General features: G+C 61.4%; 35 protein-coding genes. 2 read left to right on the top strand and 33 right to left on the bottom strand.

Annotated elements, in window-relative coordinates; genetic code table 11:
* Positions 1–45 precede the first annotated feature (45 nt).
* Positions 46–720: a cytochrome c gene (locus tag AB4Y40_RS33040; RefSeq protein ID WP_368691429.1), complete on the bottom strand. Its 675-nt coding sequence runs from the start codon at positions 718–720 to the stop codon at positions 46–48.
* Between the two features lie 238 nt (positions 721–958).
* On the opposite strand from AB4Y40_RS33040, the gene yihA reads away from it, so the two are divergent.
* Both yihA and hemB read left to right on the top strand, forming a co-directional pair.
* Positions 959–1,618, top strand: a complete 660-nt coding sequence (gene yihA / locus AB4Y40_RS33035) for a ribosome biogenesis GTP-binding protein YihA/YsxC (RefSeq protein ID WP_368691428.1) — start codon at positions 959–961, stop codon at positions 1,616–1,618.
* Positions 1,619–2,013: 395 nt separating this feature from the next.
* Positions 2,014–3,012, top strand: a complete 999-nt coding sequence (gene hemB / locus AB4Y40_RS33030; protein ID WP_028206531.1) for a porphobilinogen synthase — start codon at positions 2,014–2,016, stop codon at positions 3,010–3,012.
* A gap of 104 nt (positions 3,013–3,116) precedes the next feature.
* Here the strand turns inward: hemB and dsbD are convergent, their stop codons facing one another.
* The 32 genes from dsbD to tuf all read right to left on the bottom strand — a co-directional run bounded on the left by dsbD (position 3,117) and on the right by tuf (position 21,667).
* Entirely contained in the window at positions 3,117–5,084 is a 1,968-nt protein-coding gene (dsbD, locus tag AB4Y40_RS33025; RefSeq protein ID WP_368691427.1) for a protein-disulfide reductase DsbD, read from the bottom strand.
* Complete coding sequence (cutA, locus tag AB4Y40_RS33020) at positions 5,077–5,388, bottom strand: divalent-cation tolerance protein CutA (protein ID WP_211254093.1); 312 nt, start codon at positions 5,386–5,388, stop codon at positions 5,077–5,079. Before cutA ends, dsbD begins: the two co-directional genes overlap by 8 nt.
* 248 nt (positions 5,389–5,636) lie before the next feature.
* A complete protein-coding gene (gene rplQ / locus AB4Y40_RS33015) occupies positions 5,637–6,029 on the bottom strand; it encodes a 50S ribosomal protein L17 (RefSeq protein ID WP_027797304.1) in 393 nt (130 codons plus the stop codon).
* 128 nt (positions 6,030–6,157) lie between these two features.
* Complete coding sequence (gene rpoA / locus AB4Y40_RS33010; protein ID WP_254337073.1) at positions 6,158–7,135, bottom strand: DNA-directed RNA polymerase subunit alpha; 978 nt, start codon at positions 7,133–7,135, stop codon at positions 6,158–6,160.
* A 124-nt stretch (positions 7,136–7,259) separates the two neighbouring features.
* Complete coding sequence (gene rpsD, locus AB4Y40_RS33005) at positions 7,260–7,883, bottom strand: 30S ribosomal protein S4 (RefSeq protein WP_368691426.1); 624 nt, start codon at positions 7,881–7,883, stop codon at positions 7,260–7,262.
* A 163-nt stretch (positions 7,884–8,046) separates the two neighbouring features.
* Positions 8,047–8,451: a 30S ribosomal protein S11 gene (gene rpsK, locus AB4Y40_RS33000; RefSeq protein WP_006052224.1), complete on the bottom strand. Its 405-nt coding sequence runs from the start codon at positions 8,449–8,451 to the stop codon at positions 8,047–8,049.
* A gap of 28 nt (positions 8,452–8,479) precedes the next feature.
* Positions 8,480–8,845 (bottom strand): 30S ribosomal protein S13, encoded by a 366-nt coding sequence (gene rpsM, locus AB4Y40_RS32995; RefSeq protein ID WP_028213337.1) that lies wholly within the window; start codon positions 8,843–8,845, stop codon positions 8,480–8,482.
* Positions 8,846–8,880: 35 nt separating this feature from the next.
* The gene (gene rpmJ / locus AB4Y40_RS32990) at positions 8,881–8,997 is read right to left on the bottom strand and encodes a 50S ribosomal protein L36 (protein WP_027819338.1); all 117 of its coding nucleotides are present in this window, start codon (positions 8,995–8,997) and stop codon (positions 8,881–8,883) included.
* 21 nt (positions 8,998–9,018) lie between these two features.
* Positions 9,019–9,237: a translation initiation factor IF-1 gene (gene infA, locus AB4Y40_RS32985; protein ID WP_004521905.1), complete on the bottom strand. Its 219-nt coding sequence runs from the start codon at positions 9,235–9,237 to the stop codon at positions 9,019–9,021.
* Between the two features lie 8 nt (positions 9,238–9,245).
* Positions 9,246–10,592: a preprotein translocase subunit SecY gene (gene secY, locus AB4Y40_RS32980; protein ID WP_028206524.1), complete on the bottom strand. Its 1,347-nt coding sequence runs from the start codon at positions 10,590–10,592 to the stop codon at positions 9,246–9,248.
* A 59-nt stretch (positions 10,593–10,651) separates the two neighbouring features.
* Complete coding sequence (rplO, locus tag AB4Y40_RS32975; protein ID WP_028206523.1) at positions 10,652–11,086, bottom strand: 50S ribosomal protein L15; 435 nt, start codon at positions 11,084–11,086, stop codon at positions 10,652–10,654.
* 30 nt (positions 11,087–11,116) lie between these two features.
* A complete protein-coding gene (gene rpmD / locus AB4Y40_RS32970; RefSeq protein ID WP_010106952.1) occupies positions 11,117–11,299 on the bottom strand; it encodes a 50S ribosomal protein L30 in 183 nt (60 codons plus the stop codon).
* A gap of 11 nt (positions 11,300–11,310) precedes the next feature.
* Positions 11,311–11,829 (bottom strand): 30S ribosomal protein S5, encoded by a 519-nt coding sequence (gene rpsE, locus AB4Y40_RS32965; RefSeq protein ID WP_028206522.1) that lies wholly within the window; start codon positions 11,827–11,829, stop codon positions 11,311–11,313.
* A 14-nt stretch (positions 11,830–11,843) separates the two neighbouring features.
* Complete coding sequence (gene rplR / locus AB4Y40_RS32960) at positions 11,844–12,209, bottom strand: 50S ribosomal protein L18 (protein ID WP_027819343.1); 366 nt, start codon at positions 12,207–12,209, stop codon at positions 11,844–11,846.
* A gap of 12 nt (positions 12,210–12,221) precedes the next feature.
* Entirely contained in the window at positions 12,222–12,752 is a 531-nt protein-coding gene (gene rplF / locus AB4Y40_RS32955; RefSeq protein ID WP_133186304.1) for a 50S ribosomal protein L6, read from the bottom strand.
* An 18-nt stretch (positions 12,753–12,770) separates the two neighbouring features.
* A complete protein-coding gene (gene rpsH, locus AB4Y40_RS32950) occupies positions 12,771–13,166 on the bottom strand; it encodes a 30S ribosomal protein S8 (RefSeq protein WP_027819345.1) in 396 nt (131 codons plus the stop codon).
* A 14-nt stretch (positions 13,167–13,180) separates the two neighbouring features.
* Positions 13,181–13,486 carry a 30S ribosomal protein S14 gene (rpsN, locus tag AB4Y40_RS32945; protein ID WP_069268214.1) on the bottom strand — a complete coding sequence of 102 codons (306 nt, stop codon included), beginning with the start codon at positions 13,484–13,486 and terminating at the stop codon, positions 13,181–13,183.
* A gap of 7 nt (positions 13,487–13,493) precedes the next feature.
* Positions 13,494–14,033: a 50S ribosomal protein L5 gene (gene rplE / locus AB4Y40_RS32940; protein ID WP_069268213.1), complete on the bottom strand. Its 540-nt coding sequence runs from the start codon at positions 14,031–14,033 to the stop codon at positions 13,494–13,496.
* Positions 14,034–14,049: 16 nt separating this feature from the next.
* Positions 14,050–14,358, bottom strand: a complete 309-nt coding sequence (gene rplX, locus AB4Y40_RS32935; RefSeq protein WP_069268212.1) for a 50S ribosomal protein L24 — start codon at positions 14,356–14,358, stop codon at positions 14,050–14,052.
* A 9-nt stretch (positions 14,359–14,367) separates the two neighbouring features.
* A complete protein-coding gene (gene rplN, locus AB4Y40_RS32930; protein WP_028206517.1) occupies positions 14,368–14,736 on the bottom strand; it encodes a 50S ribosomal protein L14 in 369 nt (122 codons plus the stop codon).
* A 346-nt stretch (positions 14,737–15,082) separates the two neighbouring features.
* A complete protein-coding gene (rpsQ, locus tag AB4Y40_RS32925) occupies positions 15,083–15,355 on the bottom strand; it encodes a 30S ribosomal protein S17 (protein ID WP_028206516.1) in 273 nt (90 codons plus the stop codon).
* Complete coding sequence (gene rpmC / locus AB4Y40_RS32920) at positions 15,352–15,546, bottom strand: 50S ribosomal protein L29 (protein WP_028206515.1); 195 nt, start codon at positions 15,544–15,546, stop codon at positions 15,352–15,354. Before rpmC ends, rpsQ begins: the two co-directional genes overlap by 4 nt.
* A 10-nt stretch (positions 15,547–15,556) precedes the next feature.
* Complete coding sequence (rplP, locus tag AB4Y40_RS32915) at positions 15,557–15,973, bottom strand: 50S ribosomal protein L16 (RefSeq protein WP_042269753.1); 417 nt, start codon at positions 15,971–15,973, stop codon at positions 15,557–15,559.
* A 2-nt stretch (positions 15,974–15,975) separates the two neighbouring features.
* On the bottom strand, positions 15,976–16,767 hold the full coding sequence (gene rpsC, locus AB4Y40_RS32910; RefSeq protein ID WP_027797287.1) for a 30S ribosomal protein S3: 792 nt from the start codon (positions 16,765–16,767) through the stop codon (positions 15,976–15,978).
* Positions 16,768–16,778: 11 nt separating this feature from the next.
* Positions 16,779–17,108 (bottom strand): 50S ribosomal protein L22, encoded by a 330-nt coding sequence (rplV, locus tag AB4Y40_RS32905; protein WP_004199272.1) that lies wholly within the window; start codon positions 17,106–17,108, stop codon positions 16,779–16,781.
* Positions 17,109–17,120: 12 nt separating this feature from the next.
* Positions 17,121–17,396: a 30S ribosomal protein S19 gene (gene rpsS / locus AB4Y40_RS32900; RefSeq protein WP_006998484.1), complete on the bottom strand. Its 276-nt coding sequence runs from the start codon at positions 17,394–17,396 to the stop codon at positions 17,121–17,123.
* Positions 17,397–17,406: 10 nt separating this feature from the next.
* Positions 17,407–18,234, bottom strand: coding sequence for a 50S ribosomal protein L2 (gene rplB / locus AB4Y40_RS32895; protein WP_069268211.1), 828 nt, complete (start codon positions 18,232–18,234; stop codon positions 17,407–17,409).
* A 2-nt stretch (positions 18,235–18,236) separates the two neighbouring features.
* Entirely contained in the window at positions 18,237–18,551 is a 315-nt protein-coding gene (gene rplW / locus AB4Y40_RS32890) for a 50S ribosomal protein L23 (protein ID WP_028206513.1), read from the bottom strand.
* On the bottom strand, positions 18,548–19,168 hold the full coding sequence (rplD, locus tag AB4Y40_RS32885) for a 50S ribosomal protein L4 (protein ID WP_028213350.1): 621 nt from the start codon (positions 19,166–19,168) through the stop codon (positions 18,548–18,550). Before rplD ends, rplW begins: the two co-directional genes overlap by 4 nt.
* On the bottom strand, positions 19,168–19,827 hold the full coding sequence (rplC, locus tag AB4Y40_RS32880) for a 50S ribosomal protein L3 (RefSeq protein ID WP_028206511.1): 660 nt from the start codon (positions 19,825–19,827) through the stop codon (positions 19,168–19,170). The genes rplD and rplC overlap by 1 nt, the downstream gene beginning before the upstream one ends.
* A gap of 200 nt (positions 19,828–20,027) precedes the next feature.
* On the bottom strand, positions 20,028–20,339 hold the full coding sequence (gene rpsJ, locus AB4Y40_RS32875) for a 30S ribosomal protein S10 (RefSeq protein ID WP_017777154.1): 312 nt from the start codon (positions 20,337–20,339) through the stop codon (positions 20,028–20,030).
* A gap of 137 nt (positions 20,340–20,476) precedes the next feature.
* Entirely contained in the window at positions 20,477–21,667 is a 1,191-nt protein-coding gene (tuf, locus tag AB4Y40_RS32870) for an elongation factor Tu (protein ID WP_028371383.1), read from the bottom strand.
* Positions 21,668–21,700: the final 33 nt, after the last annotated feature.

The raw sequence follows: 21,700 nt of genomic DNA, 5'->3' as shown, positions 1-21,700 counted from the left end.
CGCGCCGTGGAACTGCTGATCAAACGCGCGGCAAACCTGCTGCGCTCAATGCAGGCCGGCCGCGTAATCGGCAACGGCCTTGATCTCGTCGTCTGAGAGGCGGTGCGCGATGGTGCGCATCGGATCGTTATTGTTACGCGTGCCCTGCTGGAAAGCATTGAGCTGTGCAACGATATATTCCGACCACTGGCCCGAGAGGCGCGGATACTGGATCGGAATCCCCTGACCCGTGGGTCCGTGGCACGCCGCACAGGCCGGCACGCCCTTGTCGGCGATGCCGCCGCGCCAGATCGACCGGCCGAACGGCACGGTCTTCGCGTCGCGCGCGTAGCCGGGTTTGGATGTCTGGGAGGAGAACCAGGCTGCGACGTTGATCATATCCTGGTCTGACAGCGCGGCAGCGAAGCCGGCCATGATGGGGTTTGCGCGCGCCGCGGGCTTGCCGCCGGGCTGCGCTTTGAAGTCCTTGAGTTGCTTGACGAGATAGTCGGCGTGCTGGCCGGCGAGCTTGGGATACGCGCCACCGGTGCTGTTGCCGTCGGCCGCGTGACAGGCCGCGCACACCTGCGCGGCAATGGCTTGCCCCCGGGCGACGTCGGGCTTGGCCGGCGTTCCCTGATCCGCCGCGCTTGCCTGCCCCGCCATCATGAATAAACCTGCTGTAAGACCTGACGCTATCGCACTCTCGAACACCTTCAAGCACTTGCCCAGTCGATTCATTCGCGCACCTTGTTTCGTCTTGTGGGAATCAGGTTCTGCAATGTACGACAGCGACCGATCTACCTCGAAAGGCCCGCGCCGGCCTCGCTGGTATTCAGTAAACCATCGCATTGTACAATAGCGCGCAAGGCGCCACGGCGCCAGTCGGGCCTGCCCCCGATATCCCAGAATCCATCCCGGGCGCGTCCGGGCCCGGCGGGCCACCCGCCGCGTTGTCTCACATTGTGGTCCTTTTCCGATGGCCTTCCTGCTGCACCAAGCCCGCTTCTTCACGACGGTGAACCATCTGCGCGACCTGCCCGCTACGGCGCGGCCCGAGGTAGCGTTCGCCGGCCGTTCGAACGCCGGCAAGTCCACCGCCATCAATCTGCTGTGCAACCAGAAGCGGCTCGCCTTCGCCTCGAAGACGCCAGGCCGCACCCAGCACATCAACTACTTCTCGGTCGGCCCCGCCGACGAACCGGCGGGTTATCTCGTCGACCTGCCCGGCTACGGTTACGCCGAAGTGCCGGCCGCCGCGAAGGCGCACTGGGAGCAGTTGCTTTCGCTCTATCTGCAAACGCGCGCGCAACTCTCCGGCCTCATCCTGATGATGGACGCGCGCCGCCCGCTCACCGACCTCGACCGCCGCATGATCGAGTGGTTCGCGCCGACGGGCAAACCGATTCACGCACTCCTTACGAAGTGCGACAAATTGACGCGTCAGGAAAGCGTGCTCGCGCTGCGCACGACCAACAAGGCGTTCGACGAGTACAGCAAGCAAGGCTACGAAGGGAAGCTGAGCGCCCAGCTCTTTTCGGCGCTCAAGCGCGTGGGGCTCGACGAGGCGCACGCCGTGATCGAGAGCTGGATCGTGCCGCAGGCATCGGTCGGCGAAACCGACGCGCAAGCGGAGTAACGCACCTCGGGCCAGTCGCTTCAGGCCGGCCCTCGATCATGCAAAAGCCCACACTGTCGGGCTTTTCACGCGCATTCATCAGATCTTTTCGCAAGGCCGGCGCGGCATCTGCCGCGTTATGTGCGCTAGCGCACGCAGACCACGCCAACGCCGGGCATAAGCGCCCTTTCCGGTCTGCGCCGCGGGTCTTGCTACGCCCCTTCCGGCGCACATAAAAAAACCCGCCGTGGTTTCCGGCGGGTTAAACAGCCTTATCGAAAAACGACAGGCACCCGCTCAGGGAGGAGAAGCGGGGAGCTCGGCGCCAGGCGCCTCGCTCGATCGGTATGATATACCATTGTCCCGAAAAGTTTCCTGCGCCCCGGGACCCATCCCGTTTCAAGATATCCGCCGACATGAGCTTCTATCCGCATCATCGTCCGCGCCGCATGCGACGTGACGATTTCTCGCGCCGTCTGATGCGCGAAAACCTCCTCACCACGAACGACCTGATCTACCCCGTATTCGTCATTGCGGGCAACAACGTGCGCGAAGCCGTGCCGTCGATGCCTGGCGTCGAACGCGTGTCGATCGATCTGCTGATGGGCGTCGCCGAACAGTGCGTCGAACTCGGCATTCCGGTGCTGTCGCTCTTCCCCGTCGTCGATCCGGCGCTCAAGACGCCCGATGGCATCGAGGCGACGAACCCCGACGGCGTGATTCCGCGCGCCGTGCGCGAACTGAAGAAGCGCTTCCCCGACCTCGGCGTGCTGTGCGACGTCGCGCTCGACCCGTACACGAGCCACGGCCAGGACGGCGTGCTCGACGAGAACGGCTACGTCATCAACGACGAGACCATCGAGATCCTCGTCGCGCAGGCCCGTGCACAGGCGGAAGCCGGCGTCGATATCGTCGCGCCTTCGGACATGATGGACGGGCGCATCGGTGCGATCCGCGAGATGCTCGAAAGCGAGAACCACATCCACACGCGCATCATGGCGTACTCGGCCAAATACGCTTCGGCGTTCTATGGTCCGTTCCGCGACGCCGTGGGCTCGGCGTCGAATCTGGGCAAGGGCAACAAGATGACTTACCAGATGGACCCGTCGAACTCCGACGAGGCGCTGCGCGAAGTGCGCCTCGACATCGAGGAAGGCGCCGACATGGTGATGGTGAAGCCCGGCATGCCGTACCTCGACATCGTGCGCCGCGTGAAGGATGAATTCCGCTTCCCGACCTACGTGTACCAGGTGAGCGGCGAGTACGCCATGCTCAAGGCCGCCGCGCAGAACGGCTGGCTCGATCACGACAAGGTGATGATGGAATCGCTGCTCGCGTTCAAGCGCGCGGGAGCCGACGGCATCCTCACGTATTTCGCGCTCGACGCCGCGCGTTTGCTGCGCGCGCAGAAGTAAGCGCTGAGCGCATCGCATGAAAAAAGGCACGTCCACGGACGTGCCTTTTTGCTTTTGGGCCGATGCGCGTTCTCACACACGCGCAATGCCGCCGATCCGGCCAATCAGGTCGATGGCGCTGCCGGCGTCTGCGGCGCCGGCGCCGTCACGCGATCGAGGCGCGCGAGGAAGCGGTCGGCATTCTCGTAGCCGACCACGCGCAGCACTTCGCGCCCTTGCGTATCGAAGAAGATGATGCCCGGCGGTCCGAAGAGGCCGAAGCGCTTGAGCAGTGCCTGGTCGTCCGAATTGTTGGCGGTCACATCGGCGCGCAGCAGCCCCAGCTCCGCGAGGCGCGCCTGCACGCGCGGGTCGCTGAACGTGAACTTCTCCATTTCCTTGCAGCTCACGCACCAGTCGGCGTAGAAGTCGAGCATCGACGGCTTGCCCGCAGTCTTGAGCGCCGCGTCGAGCTGCGCGGGCGAGCGCACGGGTGCGAAGACCAATGCGTTCGCTTCGCCGGCGCCGGCGGTCTGCGCCGCGCCGGCGCCGGCAACATCGCTCGCGCCGCCCACGCGCGCGGCCAGCACCGCAAGCGGGCGCAGCGGATCGGTCGAACCCGCCGCCAGACCGACGATCAGCGTCGCGGCCCAGATCGCGAACGCGGCGCCGAGACCACGCCCGAGGCGCCGCCAGACGTTGGCCGCACCCGCGTTCGGCGTGAACAGCCCGAGCGCGGCGGCCGCGAGCAGCAGCCAGAGGGCGGCAAGCAGCATCTGCGCGGTGGCGCCGAGGACCGGCCAGACGATCCACAGCGCGGCCGCGAGCAGCACGACGCCGAAGAACACCTTCACGCCATCCATCCACGTACCCGCACGCGGCAGCAGCGAGCCCGCGCCGAGGCCGAGGATCATCAGCGGAACGCCAAGGCCCAGGCCCATGGCAAAGAGCGCCGCGCCGCCGAGCACGGCGTTGCCCGTGTGCGCGATGAACGCCAGCACCGCGAAGAGCGGCGCGGTCATGCAGGCGCCCACCACGAGCGCGGAAAGCGCGCCCATCACGGCGACGGCGGCGAATTTGCCGCCGGAACGGCCCTCGGTGGCGCGCGAGGCGCCGTCCTGCCAGCGCTGCGGCAGGGCGATGTCGTAGCCGGCGATCAGCATGACGGCGAACGCGGTGAGGAGCACCGCGAACACGCCCAGCACCCACGGGTTCTGCAGCCATGCGCCAAGGCTCTGGCCGACCAGCGCAGCGGCAATGCCCAGCACCGTGTAGACGAGCGCCATGCCGAGCACGTAGACGAACGACAGCGCGAAGCCGCGCGAGCGCGTGACGCGGGCGCCCTCGCCGACGATGATCGCCGAGAGGATCGGGATCATCGGGTACGAGCAGGGCAAGAGGCTCAGCACCATGCCGGCCACGAAGTACAGGCCGACCACGGCGAAAAAGCCGCCGCCTTGCAGCAGCGATTGGGCGTAGTCGGCGCTCGTCGCGCGCTCGTACCAGGGCTCCCCGGTGTCGCCTGCTGCGGGCGCTGCGCTCGTCTGTGGCTGGGGCGCGGGCGTCGGGCTTGCTGCTCCCGGCACGGGGCTCTGGGCGGGCGTAGCGGCCTGCAAAGCCGCGCCGCTCACGTGGAACACGTGTTCCGCGGGCGGATAACAGATACCCGCGTCGGCGCAGCCCTGCGATGTCACCGCGAGATCGAACGGACCGCTCGCCTTTTGCACCGGCACGCGGATCGTCAGCTCGCCCCGATAGGTTTCGACATTCTTCTGGAAGGTCGGATCGAACTTCACATGGCCGGGCGGGATCTGCGCCTCGCCGAGCTGCGCCGTGCCGTTGCGCGCGGCGAACGCGAAGCGCTCGCGGTACATGTAGTAGCCGTCGGCGATCTTGAAGTGCACGTCGACCATGCCCGGCGCTTCGCTCGCGCTGAACGTGAAGGCCTGGTCGGGCGGCAGGAAGTCGTCGTCGGCCGCACGCGCGAGCGACGCACCGAACAGCATCGGCAGCAGAGCGCAGACGAGCAGGAGAAAGCCGGGCAGCGAAGCGTACGGCGCGGCGCGCGAGCGCCGATCGAAGCGGTTAGACATGAAGGGTGCGCTGAGTCTCGGCATTGACCCATTGCCCGTAGGCATTCGACGCCGTGGCTTGCCACGAGAGAATCTCGGGCGTCTCGTAGGGATGCTGGGTCTGGATGAACTGTTCGAGCTCGGCCGCGCGGGCGAGGCTCGTCTTGAAGAGCAGCTGGATCTCGTTGCCCGACTCGATGTTGCCCTGCCAGTGATACTGCGAGTGGACGGCGCCCAGGCGCGTCACGCATGCGGCGAGGCGCTGCGCGAGCGCCCCGGCGGCGAGCGTTTCGGCGGTGCCCTCGTCGGGCACCGTAGTCAGCATCAGGGTCACATTGAGGGTCACGACGAACTCCGGCGTGGTGCCCGCGTGCGACGGCAAGCGGGCTTCGGGGCAGAACGTAATCGTACCATCGGCGCCGATCGGCTTCTCTCGTGCACCGTGAGGCAAAAGGGGACTGCAACCGGTAAACACGGTTCGACGCGATTTCATCCGCGCCCGAAAACAAAAAAGCCAGGCTAGGCCTGGCTTTTTCGCATGCCGCTCAATCCGGGGATCGAGCGACGGAAAGCTTATTCCGCTTCCTGGACGTTCTCTTCCGCGACTTCCGGACGGTCGAGCAGTTCGACCAGTGCCATCGGTGCGTTGTCGCCAACACGGAAACCGAACTTCAGGATACGCAGGTAGCCGCCCGGACGGTTCGCGAAACGCGGACCGAGCACGTCGAACAGCTTCGTGACCGAGTCACGATCGCGCAGGCGGTTGAACGCCAGACGACGGTTTGCGAGCGACGGCTTCTTGCCCAGCGTGATGAGGGGCTCGACAACCTTACGGAGTTCCTTCGCCTTCGGCAGCGTCGTCTTGATGACTTCGTGCTCGATGAGCGAGTTGGACATGTTACGGAGCATTGCCAGACGGTGGCTGCTCGTGCGGTTCAGTTTCCGCAAACCATGACGGTGACGCATTTCAATTTCCTTGAAACAAAGTTTTGGTCCAGCTCTTCTATCGCCTCGCAACTATCGAGGCACGGGCCGGTACGTGAAAAAGGCAAGACGCGGATTTTAAAGGAAAATCCGCGTCCGTGCCAGACTTCTTACTTATCGAGACCAGCCGGCGGCCAGTTTTCGAGCTTCATGCCGAGCGTGAGACCGCGCGAAGCGAGCACTTCCTTGATCTCGTTGAGCGACTTGCGACCCAGGTTCGGGGTCTTGAGCAGCTCGTTCTCGGTGCGCTGGATCAGATCGCCGATGTAGTAGATGTTCTCGGCCTTCAGGCAGTTCGCCGAGCGAACCGTGAGTTCGAGATCGTCCACCGGACGCAGCAGGATCGGGTCGATCTGCGGTGCGCGCGAAGGCGCTTCCGCGGCCGTTTCCGTGCCTTCCAGAGCCGCGAACACCGACAGCTGATCCACGAGGATGCGGGCCGACTGGCGGATCGCTTCCTCAGGCGAGATCACGCCATTGGTTTCGATGTTCATCACGAGCTTGTCGAGGTCGGTACGCTGTTCGACACGCGCGCTTTCCACGGCGTAGCTCACGCGGCGAACCGGCGAGAACGACGCGTCCAGCACGATGCGGCCGATGATCTTGGCCGACTCGTCGCCGTAACGGCGCACGTTGCCCGGCACGTAGCCACGGCCCTTTTCGATCTTGATCTGCACGTCGAGCTTGCCGCCCTTCGTCAGATGCGCAACCACGTGATCCGGGTTGATCACTTCGCAGTCGTGCGAGAGTTCGATGTCGCCAGCGGTGACAACGCCTTCGCCTTCCTTGCGCAGCGTAACCGTCACTTCGTCACGGTTATGCAGCTTGAAAACGACACCCTTCAGGTTCAGCAGCAGGTTGACCACATCCTCTTGCACACCATCGAGCGTCGAGTATTCGTGCACGACGCCTGCGATCGTCACTTCGGTCGGCGCGTAGCCCACCATCGACGACAGCAGCACGCGCCGGAGCGCGTTACCCAAGGTGTGGCCATAACCGCGTTCGAACGGCTCCATGACCACTTTCGCGTGGTTGTCGCCGAGCGATTCCACAGCGATGATCTTGGGTTTCAACAAACTGGTTTGCATAGGTTTTCCTTTTCAATACCCTCGGCTCGTTACACCGATAAGGCTGAGATGGCAACAACCTGAAAAAAACGGCCGAGGCCGCCTCCTGCGCGAAGCACAGAGGTTACCCCGGCCGTCAATCCGATTACCGCGAATACAATTCGACGATCAGGCTTTCGTTGATGTCGCCAGCGATGTCGCTGCGCTCAGGCATGCCCTTGAACGTGCCTTCGAACTTCTTCGCGTCGACCGACACCCAGCTTGCCATGCCGCCTTGCTCTGCGAGCGAGAGGGCTTCGACGATACGCGCCTGCTTCTTCGCCTTTTCGCGAATCGCGACGACGTCGCCAGCCTTCACTTGCATCGACGGGATGTTCGAAACGACGCCGTTCACCGTGAGAGCCTTGTGGCCCACGAGCTGACGCGCTTCAGCGCGGGTCGAAGCGAAGCCCATGCGGTACACGACGTTGTCGAGACGCGATTCGAGCAGTTGCAGCAGGTTTTCGCCGGTGTTGCCCTTGATGCGGTCAGCTTCCGCGAAGTAGCGGCGGAACTGGCGCTCGAGCACGCCGTAGATACGCTTCACTTTTTGCTTCTCGCGAAGCTGCGTGCCGTAGTCGGACGTACGGGCGCCCGAGGTGCGGCCGTGCTGACCCGGCTTGCTGTCGAGCTTGCACTTGTCGGCGAGCGAGCGGCGCGCGCTCTTCAGGAAGAGGTCGGTGCCTTCACGGCGGGACAGCTTGGCCTTCGGGCCGATATAACGTGCCACGTTGCTTTCCTTCGATAATTGATCACGCGAGGGCTAAACGGGAAAACCCGGCCTTCGCGCTAGTCCGGCTCTTTGAACCGAACGGTGGGCTTAGTCAATTCAATAACGCCGAGAGCCTGGGTCGCCGTTTCCGGCGGCTCAGGCGTTCGGCTAAAACGACGCCTTAGATACGGCGGCGCTTCGGCGGACGGCAGCCGTTGTGCGGGACCGGCGTAACGTCGGAGATCGCGGTGATCTTGATGCCAAGACCATGCAGCGCGCGCACCGCCGATTCGCGACCCGGGCCGGGGCCCTTGATACGCACTTCGAGGTTCTTGACGCCGTATTCCATTGCAACACGGCCAGCCGATTCAGCTGCGACCTGAGCTGCGAAGGGCGTCGACTTACGCGAACCCTTGAAGCCCTGACCGCCCGACGTTGCCCAAGCAAGCGCGTTGCCTTGACGGTCGGTGATCGTGATGATCGTGTTGTTGAACGACGCGTGAACGTGAACCACGCCCTCGGCGACGTTCTTCTTAACCTTCTTGCGAACGCGTTGCGCCGCGGAGTTGTTCGAAGCCTTAGCCATTACGTTTTCCTGTAACTTTCAGTTCCGCTTACTTCTTCAGCGACTGTGCTGCGCGGCGCGGACCCTTACGCGTACGTGCGTTGGTACGCGTACGCTGGCCACGCAGGGGCAGGCCCTTGCGATGGCGCACGCCGCGGTAGCAGCCGAGGTCCATCAGGCGCTTGATGTTCATCGTCACTTCACGGCGGAGATCGCCTTCGACGACAAACTTGCCCACTTCCTCACGCAGCTTTTCCAGATCCGCGTCGTTCAGGTCCTTGACCTTCTTGTTGAACGGCACACCGGCGGCCACGCAGATGTTGCGCGAACGCGTGCGGCCAACACCAAAAATTGCCGTCAGGCCGATTTCGGTGTGCTGGTGGTTCGGGATGTTAACCCCTGCAATACGAGCCATTGTTTTTCCTCAAACAAAAAGCGCAAGCGCGCTAATCAGCCTTGGCGCTGCTTGTGGCGCGGGTCCGAGCTGCAGATCACGCGAACGACGCCGTTGCGCTTGATGATTTTGCAGTTGCGGCAAATGCGCTTTACCGATGCCATCACTTTCATGATATTACCCTTTTTCCTAAATCACTTCGCCCGGAACACGATCCGCGCACGCGACAGATCGTAAGGCGTCAACTCAACCGTCACCTTGTCGCCCGGGAGAATGCGGATGTAGTGCATCCGCATTTTTCCGGAAATATGTCCCAGAACGACATGGCCGTTTTCCAGCTTCACCCGGAAGGTCGCGTTGGGGAGGTTTTCGATAACCTCGCCTTGCATCTGGATTACATCGTCTTTGGCCATAGGTCCTTTTAACGCATCGGGACGCCGCCGCCCTTGAAGTTGGCCTTCTTGAGCAGCGATTCATATTGTTGCGACATCACGTACGACTGCACCTGCGCCATGAAGTCCATTGTGACGACGACAATGATCAGCAGCGACGTTCCACCAAAATAAAACGGCACATTCCAGCGCAGCACCAGAAACTCCGGCAGCAGGCAAACGAACACGATATAGATCGCACCGGCCAGCGTCAGACGCGTGAGGATGCGGTCGATATAGCGTGCCGTCTGATCGCCCGGACGGATGCCAGGTACGAACGCGCCACTCTTTTTCAGGTTGTCGGCCGTTTCCCTGCTGTTGAACACCAGTGCGGTGTAGAAGAAGCAGAAGAACACGATCGCCAACGCGTACAGCAACACGTACACGGGCTGGCCAGGCTTGAGGGCTTCGGCCACGTTGTGCAGCGTGTCCGCAAACCAGCCGGTTCGCGAACCCGAACTGAACCAGTTCAGGATGGTTGCCGGGAACAGGATGATCGACGACGCGAAGATCGGCGGAATCACACCCGACATGTTCAGCTTGAGCGGCAGGTGGGACGACTGCCCGCCGTAAATCTTGTTACCGACCTGGCGCTTCGCATAGTTCACGAGGATCTTGCGCTGGCCGCGTTCGATGAACACCACCAGGTACGTCACGGCTGCGATCAGAACGACCACGATGATCGCCGAGATGATGCTCATCGAGCCGGTGCGAACCAGTTCGAAAAGCCCACCGAGCGCATTCGGGAAGCCTGCCGCGATCCCGCCGAAGATGATGATCGAGATACCGTTGCCAAGCCCGCGTTCCGTGATCTGCTCACCAAGCCACATCAGGAACATCGTGCCCGTTACGAGCGTCACGACCGTCGTCAAGCGGAACACCATGCCCGGATCGATCACGAGGCCAGGCTGGTTTTCCAGCGCGACCGCGATGCCGAACGCCTGAAACGTCGCCAGCACCACCGTGAAGATCCGCGTGTACTGCGTGATCTTGCGTTGTCCAGCCTGCCCTTCCTTCTTCAGCGCTTCCAGCTGCGGCGAGACGATCGCCATCAGCTGCAGGATGATCGACGCCGAAATATACGGCATCACACCCAGCGCGAAGATCGTGAACCGAGACAGTGCGCCACCCGAGAACATGTTGAACATGCCAAGGATGCCGCCCGACTGGCTCTGAAAGAGCTTCGCCAGTTGGTCCGGATCGATACCCGGAACCGGAATATGCGCGCCGATACGATAAACGACCAGCGCCAGCAGCAGGAACACTGCACGCCGACGCAGGTCGCCGAACTTCGGAGCGCTGCGACCGGTTTTTGCGAGACTCGGGCTGTTAGCCAAGTAGCTTCTCCGATGCAGATGCTAGTGACGGCGGGCAAGCCCGCACGCACCACTCACAATCACTCGGCAAAAGAACCGCCTGCCGCTTCAATCGCAGCACGCGCATTCTTCGTCGCACCCAGACCCTTCACGACGACCTTGCGCTTGATCTCGCCGGTGGCGATGATCTTCGCGCTGCGGGTCAGTTCGCCCACGAGGCCTGCCTGCTTGAGAGCCAGCAGATCGATTTCGTCGACCGGCAGCTTCTCGATGTCGGCGAGGCGCACTTCACCGACGAATTCCTTCGTCAGCGAGGTGAAGCCACGCTTCGGCAGACGACGCTGCAGAGGCATCTGACCGCCTTCGAAGCCGACCTTGTGGAAGCCGCCCGAACGCGATTTCTGACCCTTGTGACCACGGCCAGCGGTCTTGCCGAGGCCGGAGCCGATGCCGCGGCCGACGCGACGCTTTGCGTGCTTCGCGCCTTCTGCCGGCTTCAGGTTATTCAATTCCATTTTCAACTCCTGGAGTCTTTGGTCGACCGCTTAGCCGATGACCTTAACGAGGTACGAGACCTTGTTGATCATGCCGCGCACAGCCGGCGTGTCCTGCAGCTCGGAGACCGAGTTCAGGCGGCGCAGGCCGAGACCGCGCACAGTGGCACGGTGCGTTTCGCGGGTCCCAATCAGGCTCTTGACGAGCTGAACCTTGACAGTTTTTTCAGACATGGTGCCCACCCTTAGCCCAGAATGTCTTCGACGGACTTGCCGCGCTTCGCCGCGATGTCAGCCGGGGTCGACTGCTTGCGCAGACCGTCCAGCGTGGCACGAACGAGGTTGTACGGGTTCGTCGAACCGTGGCTCTTGGCCACGACGTTCTGCACGCCCATCACGTCGAACACTGCGCGCATCGGGCCGCCGGCGATCACGCCCGTACCTGCCTTCGCCGGAGCGAGGAGGACGACCGATGCGCCGTGCTTGCCGTGCACTTCGTGTTGCAGGGTGCCGTTCTTCAGGGGCACCTTGAACATGTTGCGGCGAGCTTGTTCCATCGCCTTCTGGACAGCAACGGGCACTTCCTTCGACTTGCCCTTGCCCATACCGACGCGGCCATCACCGTCGCCAACCACGGTCAGTGCGGCGAAGCCGAGAATACGGCCACCCTTCACGACCTTGGTCACGCGATTGACCGAAATCATTTTTTCGCGGAGGCCGTCGTCGCGTTCGTCAGCCTGAACTTTCGCTTGCATCTTTGCCATGACGAATTCCTTCCTTAGAACTTGAGCCCGGCTTCGCGCGCAGCATCAGCCAGCGCCTTGACGCGGCCGTGATAGCGGAAACCCGAGCGGTCAAAGGCGACGGATTCGATGCCGGCGGCCTTAGCCTTTTCTGCGATACGCTTGCCGATCAGCGAGGCCGCGGCGACATTGCCGCCCTTGCCCGACTGGTCAGCCAGTTGCGCACGCACTTCAGCTTCGAGCGTCGACGCGCTGGCCAGCACCTTGGTGCCGCAGGGCGAGAACACTTGTGCATAGATGTGCGTGTTCGTGCGATGCACGGCCAGACGCGCGACCTGCAGCTCAGCGATCTTGAGACGCGTCTGACGAGCGCGGCGCAGGCGAGATTGAGTCTTATCCATGATTGCGCACCCTTACTTCTTCTTCGTTTCTTTGAGGATCACAACCTCGTTGGCGTAGCGCACACCCTTGCCCTTATAGGGCTCCGGCGGGCGGTAGCCGCGGACTTCCGCAGCGACCTGGCCAACTTGTTGCTTGTCGATCCCCTTGATCACGATTTCCGTTTGCGACGGGGTTTCGGCCTTCACGCCTTCCGGCATCTGGTGCACCACGGGGTGCGAGAAACCCAGCGACAGGTTCAGCTTGTCGCCTTGCGCTTGAGCACGATAACCAACGCCAACCAGCGTCAGCTTGCGCTCGAAACCCTTCGTCACGCCTTGCACCATGTTCGCGACAATCGCGCGCATCGTGCCCGACATCGCATTGGCTTCGCGGCTTTCGTCGGTCGGCTCGAACTTCAGCGTGCCGTTGTCGTTCACCACCTTCACGAGGCGGTTCGCAGCTTGCGAAATCGTACCCAGCGGGCCCTTGACGGTAATCTTCTCGTCGCTGAGCGTCGCTTCTGCGCCTTGCAGCGCGATCGGGCTCTTACCTACTCGAGACATGTTTCTTCTCCTTAGGCCTTAAGCGACGTAGCAGATAACTTCGCCGCCGACGCCAGTAGCGCGCGCCTTGCGGTCCGTCATCACACCCTTCGGCGTCGACACGATCGCAACGCCCAGGCCGTTCATGACCTGCGGAATGTCGTTGCGGCCGCGGTACACGCGCAGACCCGGCTTCGAGACGCGTTCGATGCGCTCGATAACGGGACGGCCAGCGTAGTACTTCAACGCGATGTTCAATTCCGACTTCGCACCTTCGGTTTTCACCGCGAAGTCGTCGATATAGCCTTCGTCCTTCAGAACCTGCGCAATCGCAATCTTCACTTTCGACGAGGGCATAGCAACCGAAACCTTCTCGACCATCTGCGCATTGCGGATGCGAGTCAGCATATCGGCGATAGGATCACTCATGCTCATTTATGTTTCTCCTATTACCAGCTCGCCTTGGTGATGCCAGGGATCTCACCACGGAACGCGATTTCACGAATCTTGTTACGTGCGAGACCGAATTTGCGGAACGTGCCACGCGGACGACCCGTGAGCGCGCAGCGGTTACGCTTGCGAGTCGGGTTCGAGTTGCGGGGCAGTTGTTGCAGTTCCAGGCGAGCCGAATAGCGCTCTTCTTCCGACTTGCTTTGGTCGTCGATGATCGCCTTCAGCGCTGCGCGCTTCGGCGCGAATTTCGCTGCCAGACGAGCGCGCTTCTTTTCACGTTCGATCAGTGCCAGTTTAGCCACGGTAACCTCAGTTTCTGAACGGGAACTTGAAGCCGGCGAGCAGTGCCTTTGCTTCTTCGTCGGTCTTCGCGGTCGTCGTGATGCTGATGTTCAGCCCACGCAGCGCGTCGATCTTGTCGTAGTCGATTTCGGGGAAAATGATCTGCTCTTTCACACCGATGTTGTAGTTACCACGGCCGTCGAATGCCTTGCCCGACACGCCACGGAAGTCGCGCACGCGGGGCAGCGCAACCGTCACGAAACGGTCCAGGAATTCGTACATGGCATTGCCACGCAGCGTAACCATCGTGCCGATCGGGTAGCCTTCGCGAATCTTGAAGCCGGCGATTGCCTTGCGCGACTTCGTGATGACGGGCTTCTGGCCGGCGATCTTCGTGAGGTCGCCAACGGCGTGCTCGAGGACCTTCTTGTCAGCGACGGCTTCACCAACACCCATGTTCAGGGTGATCTTGGTGAGGCGCGGCACTTCCATGACCGACTTGTAACCGAACTTCTCGATCAGGCCAGGAACGACCTTCTCTTTATAAAATTCTTGCAAACGTGCCATTTTTTACTCCGCAGCGTCAGGCGCTCAGAACAGCACCGGTCGTCTTCAGGAAACGAACCTTCTTGTCCCCTTCGACCTTGATGCCCACGCGCGACGGCTTACCGTTCGCGTCGACCAGTGCGACGTTCGAGATAGCCAGCGGCATTGCCTTGGCTTCCACGCCACCCGTCGTACCCTTCATGGGGTTCGGCTTCACATGCTTCTTCGCGATGTTGATGCCTTCGACAGTGACGCGCTCTTCGCCGATGGCCAGCACGACGCCGCGCTTGCCCTTATCTTTGCCGGTAACGACGATAACTTCGTCACCCTTGCGAATCTTGTTCATCGCGGCTCCTTACAGCACTTCCGGCGCCAGCGAAACGATCTTCATGAATCGTTCGCTACGCAGCTCACGCGTAACCGGCCCGAAGATACGGGTGCCGATCGGCTCAAGCTTGGTATTCAAAAGCACGGCGGCGTTGCCATCGAACTTGATCAGCGAGCCGTCTTGACGGCGCACGCCCTTCGCAGTGCGAACCACAACAGCGTTGTAGATTTCGCCCTTCTTTACGCGCCCGCGCGGCGTTGCTTCCTTGACGCTCACCTTGATGATGTCGCCAATGCTGGCATAACGACGCTTCGAGCCGCCGAGCACCTTGATGCACAGGACTTCACGTGCACCCGTGTTGTCGGCTACTTCAAGCCGAGTTTCGGTCTGGATCATGGTTTATCTTTCCCAACTTAATCCGGTCGCGCCACCATGGCACATCCGGTCAGTCTTGGTCCCGTCAGCCGCGCCGCCACTAGAACGACCGCTCAGCTGCTTGGGTAAGAACAGCAGCGACGGCAAACGAAACCGGCCATCGCATTCCGGTGAATCTTGCTAACCCGGACTGGCGTCCGAATCTGCTTCCCCACCTATTTCCGCCTGCCGCTTTGCCAACAGCAAACCCATAAAGAGGGAAGACCAAGACTATAACTCGATAATCTTGGTCTAGCAAGCGAAATCTTCAGCGATTTCAATTACTTCTACACCCCGGGAAGTTGCTCCCCGGGGTGTTGCGCCACTTTTAGATGACGCGTGCTGCTTCGATCAGCTTCGACACGGTCCAGGCCTTCGTCTTCGAGAGAGGACGGGTTTCCTGGATTTCAACGAGGTCACCCTCGTTGTACGTGTTCGCTTCGTCGTGAGCGTGGTACTTCTTCGACTGCACAACGTACTTGCCGTAGATCGGGTGCTTGACGCGGCGCTCGACCAGGACGGTGACCGTCTTGTCCATCTTGTTGCTGACGACCTTGCCGACCAGCGTCCGCTTAAGCGAGGTTTTCACGCTTTCGTTCATTTCTGGTTCGCCTTCTGAGTCAGGACGGTCCGCACACGTGCGATGTCGCGACGAACCTTCTTCAGCTGGCTCGTGTTCGTGAGCTGCTGGGTCGCGAGTTGCATGCGCAGGCCGAATTGCGCCTTCAAGAGGTCCGACAGCTCTTTGTCGAGCGCGGCCTTGTCTTTCTGAAGAAGTTCAGATGCCTTCATCAATCACTCCTTAGGCGCCGAGCTGGCGAACCATGAAGACCGTCTTCAGCGGCAGCTTGGCTGCAGCCAGACGGAAGGCTTCACGGGCCAGTTCTTCGGACACACCATCCATTTCATACAGCATCTTGCCCGGCTGAATCTCGGCGACGTAGTACTCAGGGTTACCCTTACCGTTACCCATACGCACTTCCGCCGGCTTTTGCGAGATCGGCTTGTCCGGGAAGATACGGATCCAGATGCGGCCGCCACGCTTGATGTGACGCGTCATTGCACGACGCGCAGCTTCAATCTGACGCGCGGTCAGGCGACCACGACCGATAGCCTTCAGACCGTATTCACCGAACGAAACGGCGTTGCCGCGCGTTGCGATACCGGTGTTACGACCCTTCTGCTCTTTGCGATACTTCCTGCGTTTCGGTTGCAGCATCGTTATTCTCCACTCTTGCCGTCACCGCCGGCGCCACGGCGCGGTGCGCCACGACGGGCACCCGGTGCGCCTTCGCCATCACGGCGCGGACGACGATCGCCCGGACGCGCATTGCGGCGCGGACGCTTTTCTTCGGCGACTTCTTCCACCACCGGTGCGTCGTTGCGGCCGAGCGTGTCGCCCTTGTAGACCCAAACCTTCACGCCGATGATGCCGTACGTCGTCTTCGCTTCCGAGGTTGCGTAGTCGATGTCGGCACGCAGCGTGTGAAGCGGCACTCGACCTTCGCGGTACCACTCGGTACGTGCGATTTCGATACCGTTCAGACGGCCGGCGCTCATGATCTTGATGCCCTGGGCACCCAGACGCATTGCGTTCTGCATCGCGCGCTTCATTGCGCGACGGAACATGATGCGGCGCTCGAGCTGCTGCGTGATCGAATCGGCGATCAGTTGAGCATCGGTTTCCGGCTTGCGGATTTCCTCGATGTTCACGTGAACCGGAACGCCCATGCGCTTCTGGAGTTCGGCCTTGAGGAGTTCGATGTCCTCGCCCTTCTTGCCGATCACCACACCCGGGCGCGAGCTGTAAATCGTGATGCGAGCGTTCTTAGCCGGACGCTCGATCACAACACGGCCCACCGAAGCGTTCTTCAGCTTCTTCTTCAGGTATTCACGAACACCGATGTCTTCCTTCAACATCGCCGCGAAATTGTTGTTGTTCGCGTACCAACGCGAAGCCCAATTGCGGCTGACGGCCAAACGGAAGCCAGTCGGATGAATTTTCTGTCCCATCGTATGGCTCCTTAATTCCCGACCGTCACAGTGATGTGACAGGATTGCTTCTCGATGCGGTTGCCGCGGCCCTTGGCGCGCGCGGTGAAACGCTTCAGCGAAGCTGCCTTGTCGACGTAGATGCTCTTGATCTTGAGCTCGTCGATATCAGCACCTTCGTTGTGTTCCGCGTTTGCGATCGCCGAGAGCACAACCTTTTTCACGATGCCAGCCGCTTTCTTCGGCGAGAACGTCAGAACGTTCAGTGCCTTGTCGACCGGCAGACCGCGGATCTGGTCAGCCACAAGGCGCGTCTTCTGCGCCGAGATGCGGGCACCGCGATGAATTGCCTTCACTTCCATCTTGATTGCCCCTTATTTCTTGGCCTTCTTGTCGGCCGCGTGACCCTTGAACGTACGGGTCAGTGCGAACTCGCCAAGCTTGTGGCCGACCATGTTTTCCGTGACATACACGGGAACGTGTTGACGGCCGTTGTGCACGGCGATCGTCAGGCCGATGAAATCCGGCAGGATCGTCGAGCGACGCGACCAGGTCTTGATCGGTTTCTTGTCACGCGATGCTGCAGCCGCCTCAACCTTCTTCAGCAAATGGGCGTCGCAGAACGGACCTTTCTTAATAGAACGTGCCATTGCCTACTCCTTAACGCTTGTGACGGCGCTGGACGATCATGCTCGTCGTGCGCTTGTTGCTGCGGGTGCGATAGCCCTTCGTCGGCGTGCCCCACGGGCTCACCGGGTCGCGACCAGCCGCAGTCTTGCCTTCGCCACCACCGTGCGGGTGGTCGACCGGGTTCATTGCAACGCCACGGACCGTCGGGCGGATACCGCGCCAGCGGTTCGCGCCAGCCTTACCGATTTGACGGAGGCTGTGCTCTTCGTTGCCGACTTCACCGATCGTTGCGCGGCATTCGACGTGCACGCGGCGGATTTCGCCCGAACGCAGACGAACCTGCGCGTAGACGCCTTCACGTGCCAGCAGCATTGCCGACGTGCCAGCCGAACGCGCCATTTGCGCGCCCTTGCCCGGCAGCATTTCGATGCAGTGGATCGTCGTACCGACCGGAATGTTGCGGATCGGCAGCGTGTTGCCTGCACGGATCGGCGCTTCCGAACCCGACATCAGCTGCGTGCCAACCGTCACGCCCTTCGGCGCGATGATGTAGCGGCGCTCGCCGTCTGCGTAAAGAACCAGCGCAATGTTCGCGCTACGGTTCGGGTCATACTCGAGACGCTCCACCTTCGCGGGGATGCCATCCTTCGTACGACGGAAATCGATCACACGGTAGTGCTGCTTGTGACCGCCACCCTGGTGACGCGTCGTGATGCGACCGTTGTTGTTACGGCCAGCCGTCGAGGACTTCTTTTCGAGCAGCGCCGCGAACGGTGCGCCCTTATGGAGGTCCTTGTTGACGATCTTGACCATCGCGCGGCGACCCGGCGAGGTCGGCTTAACTTTCACGATTGCCATGATTACTTGGCCTCCGCTTCAAAGTTGATTTCCTGGCCGGGCTTCAGGCAGACATACGCCTTCTTCACGTCCTTGCGCTTGCCGTTGAAGCGGCCAAAGCGCTTGGCTTTGCCCTTCTGGACCAGCACGTTGACGGACTCGACTTCCACCTTGAACAGCAGCTCGACAGCAGCTTTGACTTCCTGCTTGTTCGCGTCCGGCGCGACTTCGAAGACGACTTGTTCGTTCTTCTCCGCAACCAGCGTCGCCTTTTCGGAGATCACCGGTGCGAGCAGGACCTGCATCAAACGATGATCGTTCTTGCGAATCTCGCTCATGACAGCAACTCCTCGATCTGGGCGACCGCTGCCTTCGTGATCAGGATCTTCTTGAAGTAGATCAGCGAGAGCGGGTCGGCAAAACGCGGCTCAACGACTGCCACGTGGGGCAGGTTGCGCGACGCGAGATACAGGTTCTCGTCGACCGTGTCGGTGATGACCAGCACGGATTCGAGACCCATGGCCTTGAACTTTTCGGCCAGCAGCTTCGTCTTCGGCGCTTCGAGCGAGAGCTCTTCGACGACCGAGATGCGGCCTTCGCGGGCCAGCTGCGAGAAGATCGAGCAGAGGCCTGCGCGATGCATCTTCTTGTTGACCTTGTGCGAGAAGTTTTCTTCCGGCGAATTCGGGAAGATGCGACCACCGCCGCGCCACAGCGGGCTCGACGACATACCGGCACGAGCGCGGCCCGTACCCTTCTGACGCCACGGCTTCTTGGTGGTGTGCTTGACCTGTTCGCGGTCCTTCTGCGCGCGGTTACCGCTGCGCGCGTTCGCCTGGTAGGCGACAACGATCTGGTGGATCAGCGCTTCGTTGTAGTCACGGCCGAACACGACGTCCGACGCGTTAACCGCTGCGCCTTCCTGACCATTAGCGTTCAGGAGCTTCAGTTCCATTATTGCGCTCCTTTCTTGGCGCGCGCCTTGACGGCGGGCGTCACGAAAACCTTGCCGCCCTTTGCACCCGGCACGGCACCCTTGACCAGCAGCAGCTTGCGCTCTGCGTCGATACGGGCGATTTCGAGGTTTTGCACCGTCACGGTTTCGTCACCCATGTGACCGGTCATGCGCTTGCCCGGGAACACGCGACCCGGATCCTGCGCCATACCGATCGAGCCCGGCACATTGTGCGAGCGCGAGTTACCGTGCGAAGCACGACCCGAAGCGAAGTTGTAACGCTTGATGGTACCGGCGTAGCCCTTACCGATCGAGGTGCCTTGCACGTCGATCTTCTGGCCTTCTTCGAAGAGTTCCACACCGATCACGGCGCCAGCGGACAGTTCGGCGGCCTTAGCGGCGTCGATCTGGAATTCCTTGAGGATTTCACCGGCTTGAACGCCAGCTTTGGCGAGATGACCTGCGAGCGGCTTCGTCACGCGCGATGCACGGCGCGTACCGAAAGTAACCTGCACGGCCGTGTAGCCGTCGGTTTCTACAGTCTTGATCTGCGTCACGCGGTTGTCGGACACGTCCAGCACGGTCACGGGAATCGAATCCCCTTCGGCCGTGAAGATACGGGTCATGCCAACCTTGCGACCTACGAGTCCAAGGCTCATCGTTTTCTCCATTCCCGACTGCGATTGGTCGGGGCTAATTTACAAAGTACCGGCATGTTTTCGAGGTAAAGGCTCGAAAGGGACACACCGATTTTTTGCGCAAACGCGCGAAAAGACGTCAAGTATAACGACCTTTCTCGTTTTCCGCAAGCAATCAAAGACTTAGCGCCACCCGAAGTTTCTGGCGGCGCTGGAGGCTCTTACTGCAGCTTGATTTCGACGTCCACGCCAGCCGGGAGGTCCAGCTTCATCAGCGCGTCAACGGTCTTGTCCGTCGGGTCGACGATGTCCATCAGGCGCAGGTGCGTGCGGATTTCGAGCTGATCGCGCGACGTCTTGTTGACGTGCGGCGAACGCAGGATGTCGAAACGCTGGATACGCGTCGGCAGCGGCACCGGACCGCGCACGATGGCGCCCGTGCGCTTCGCCGTATCGACGATTTCAGCAGCCGACTGGTCGATCAGACGGTAGTCGAAAGCCTTCAGACGGATACGGATTTTTTGGTTCTGCATGATGATTCCTTGAAAAGAGCGAGGCGGACTTGCGCCGCCAGACGAGATAAAGAGCGCAGGACCACCCTGCGGCAAGGCGCCGCGAGGTGGTCCCTGGGTACATCAACTTCTACAGCGAGCCGAGTATTCTACTCGATTTACTCGATGATCTTTGCAACCACGCCGGCGCCGACGGTACGGCCACCTTCGCGGATTGCGAAGCGCAGACCTTCTTCCATCGCGATCGGAGCGATCAGCTTCACCGTGATCGACACGTTGTCGCCCGGCATGACCATTTCCTTGTCCTTCGGCAGCTCGATCGAGCCCGTCACGTCCGTCGTACGGAAGTAGAACTGCGGACGGTAGTTGTTGAAGAACGGCGTGTGACGGCCGCCTTCGTCCTTGCTCAGCACGTACACTTCAGCCGTGAAGTGCGTGTGCGGCGTGATCGAACCCGGCTTGGCCAGCACCTGGCCACGCTCCACGTCTTCACGCTTCGTGCCGCGCAGCAGGATACCCACGTTGTCGCCTGCCTGACCCTGGTCGAGCAGCTTGCGGAACATTTCCACGCCCGTGCAGGTCGTCTTCACCGTCGGCTTGATACCGACGATTTCGATTTCCTCGCCGACCTTGACGATGCCGCGCTCGACGCGACCCGTCACCACCGTGCCGCGACCCGAGATCGAGAACACGTCTTCCACCGGCATCAGGAAGGCGCCGTCAACTGCGCGCTCCGGCGTCGGGATGTACGTGTCCAGTGCGTCGGCCAGGTTCATGATCGCCACTTCACCCAGTTCGCCCTTGTCGCCTTCCAGCGCCAGCTTGGCCGAACCCTTGATGATCGGCGTGTCGTCGCCCGGGAAGTCGTACTTCGACAGGAGCTCGCGCACTTCCATTTCGACCAGCTCGAGCAGCTCGGCGTCGTCGACCATGTCGCACTTGTTCAGGAACACGATGATGTAAGGCACGCCGACCTGACGGGCGAGCAGGATGTGCTCACGCGTTTGCGGCATCGGGCCGTCAGCGGCCGAGCACACCAGGATCGCGCCGTCCATCTGCGCCGCGCCCGTGATCATGTTCTTCACGTAGTCAGCGTGGCCCGGGCAGTCGACGTGTGCGTAGTGGCGGTTAGCCGTTTCGTACTCGACGTGCGCGGTGTTGATGGTAATACCACGTGCCTTTTCTTCCGGCGCCGCGTCGATCTGGTCGTACGCCTTCGCTTCGCCGCCGAACTTCGCGGTCAGAACCGTCGTGATCGCTGCCGTCAGCGTGGTCTTGCCGTGGTCAACGTGACCGATCGTGCCCACGTTCACGTGCGGCTTGGTCCGTTCGAATTTACCTTTTGCCATGTTTCTCTTCTTTCAAAAAAGTGATGAATCGGT

It is taken from the genome of Paraburkholderia sp. EG287B, from assembly GCF_040965595.1.
Lineage (GTDB): Bacteria > Pseudomonadota > Gammaproteobacteria > Burkholderiales > Burkholderiaceae > Paraburkholderia.
The sequence above is the reverse complement of the archived record's forward strand: the minus strand, read 5'-3'. Positions and strand labels throughout refer to the sequence as shown.

What these genes read in the sequence shown, in the direction of transcription:
- rpsS (WP_006998484.1), bottom strand. Translation starts at nt 17,396, where the DNA reads ATGGCACGTTCTATTAAGAAAGGTCCGTTCTGCGACGCCCATTTGCTG.
- cutA (WP_211254093.1), bottom strand. Translation starts at nt 5,388, where the DNA reads ATGCTGACTACGGTGCCCGACGAGGGCACCGCCGAAACGCTCGCCGCC.
- rpoA (WP_254337073.1), bottom strand. Translation starts at nt 7,135, where the DNA reads ATGCAAACCAGTTTGTTGAAACCCAAGATCATCGCTGTGGAATCGCTC.
- rpsE (WP_028206522.1), bottom strand. Translation starts at nt 11,829, where the DNA reads ATGGCAAAGATGCAAGCGAAAGTTCAGGCTGACGAACGCGACGACGGC.
- rplN (WP_028206517.1), bottom strand. Translation starts at nt 14,736, where the DNA reads ATGATCCAGACCGAAACTCGGCTTGAAGTAGCCGACAACACGGGTGCA.
- rpsK (WP_006052224.1), bottom strand. Translation starts at nt 8,451, where the DNA reads ATGGCTAAGGCTTCGAACAACTCCGCGGCGCAACGCGTTCGCAAGAAG.
- rplX (WP_069268212.1), bottom strand. Translation starts at nt 14,358, where the DNA reads ATGAACAAGATTCGCAAGGGTGACGAAGTTATCGTCGTTACCGGCAAA.
- infA (WP_004521905.1), bottom strand. Translation starts at nt 9,237, where the DNA reads ATGGCCAAAGACGATGTAATCCAGATGCAAGGCGAGGTTATCGAAAAC.
- rplD (WP_028213350.1), bottom strand. Translation starts at nt 19,168, where the DNA reads ATGGAACTGAAGCTCCTGAACGCTAATGGTCAGGAAGGCGCAGCGGTT.
- rplV (WP_004199272.1), bottom strand. Translation starts at nt 17,108, where the DNA reads ATGGAAGTGAAGGCAATTCATCGCGGTGCCCGCATCTCGGCGCAGAAG.
- rpmJ (WP_027819338.1), bottom strand. Translation starts at nt 8,997, where the DNA reads ATGAAAGTGATGGCATCGGTAAAGCGCATTTGCCGCAACTGCAAAATC.
- yihA (WP_368691428.1), top strand. Translation starts at nt 959, where the DNA reads ATGGCCTTCCTGCTGCACCAAGCCCGCTTCTTCACGACGGTGAACCAT.
- rplC (WP_028206511.1), bottom strand. Translation starts at nt 19,827, where the DNA reads ATGAGCCTTGGACTCGTAGGTCGCAAGGTTGGCATGACCCGTATCTTC.
- rplQ (WP_027797304.1), bottom strand. Translation starts at nt 6,029, where the DNA reads ATGCGTCACCGTCATGGTTTGCGGAAACTGAACCGCACGAGCAGCCAC.
- rplB (WP_069268211.1), bottom strand. Translation starts at nt 18,234, where the DNA reads ATGGCAATCGTGAAAGTTAAGCCGACCTCGCCGGGTCGCCGCGCGATG.
- rpsQ (WP_028206516.1), bottom strand. Translation starts at nt 15,355, where the DNA reads ATGAACGAAAGCGTGAAAACCTCGCTTAAGCGGACGCTGGTCGGCAAG.
- rplR (WP_027819343.1), bottom strand. Translation starts at nt 12,209, where the DNA reads ATGGATAAGACTCAATCTCGCCTGCGCCGCGCTCGTCAGACGCGTCTC.
- rplF (WP_133186304.1), bottom strand. Translation starts at nt 12,752, where the DNA reads ATGTCTCGAGTAGGTAAGAGCCCGATCGCGCTGCAAGGCGCAGAAGCG.
- rpmC (WP_028206515.1), bottom strand. Translation starts at nt 15,546, where the DNA reads ATGAAGGCATCTGAACTTCTTCAGAAAGACAAGGCCGCGCTCGACAAA.
- rpmD (WP_010106952.1), bottom strand. Translation starts at nt 11,299, where the DNA reads ATGTCTGAAAAAACTGTCAAGGTTCAGCTCGTCAAGAGCCTGATTGGG.
- rpsH (WP_027819345.1), bottom strand. Translation starts at nt 13,166, where the DNA reads ATGAGCATGAGTGATCCTATCGCCGATATGCTGACTCGCATCCGCAAT.
- rplE (WP_069268213.1), bottom strand. Translation starts at nt 14,033, where the DNA reads ATGGCACGTTTGCAAGAATTTTATAAAGAGAAGGTCGTTCCTGGCCTG.
- rplP (WP_042269753.1), bottom strand. Translation starts at nt 15,973, where the DNA reads ATGCTGCAACCGAAACGCAGGAAGTATCGCAAAGAGCAGAAGGGTCGT.
- rpsC (WP_027797287.1), bottom strand. Translation starts at nt 16,767, where the DNA reads ATGGGACAGAAAATTCATCCGACTGGCTTCCGTTTGGCCGTCAGCCGC.
- rplO (WP_028206523.1), bottom strand. Translation starts at nt 11,086, where the DNA reads ATGGAATTGAATAACCTGAAGCCGGCAGAAGGCGCGAAGCACGCAAAG.
- tuf (WP_028371383.1), bottom strand. Translation starts at nt 21,667, where the DNA reads ATGGCAAAAGGTAAATTCGAACGGACCAAGCCGCACGTGAACGTGGGC.
- AB4Y40_RS33040 (WP_368691429.1), bottom strand. Translation starts at nt 720, where the DNA reads ATGAATCGACTGGGCAAGTGCTTGAAGGTGTTCGAGAGTGCGATAGCG.
- rpsJ (WP_017777154.1), bottom strand. Translation starts at nt 20,339, where the DNA reads ATGCAGAACCAAAAAATCCGTATCCGTCTGAAGGCTTTCGACTACCGT.
- hemB (WP_028206531.1), top strand. Translation starts at nt 2,014, where the DNA reads ATGAGCTTCTATCCGCATCATCGTCCGCGCCGCATGCGACGTGACGAT.
- rplW (WP_028206513.1), bottom strand. Translation starts at nt 18,551, where the DNA reads ATGAGCGAGATTCGCAAGAACGATCATCGTTTGATGCAGGTCCTGCTC.
- rpsM (WP_028213337.1), bottom strand. Translation starts at nt 8,845, where the DNA reads ATGGCTCGTATTGCAGGGGTTAACATCCCGAACCACCAGCACACCGAA.
- dsbD (WP_368691427.1), bottom strand. Translation starts at nt 5,084, where the DNA reads ATGTCTAACCGCTTCGATCGGCGCTCGCGCGCCGCGCCGTACGCTTCG.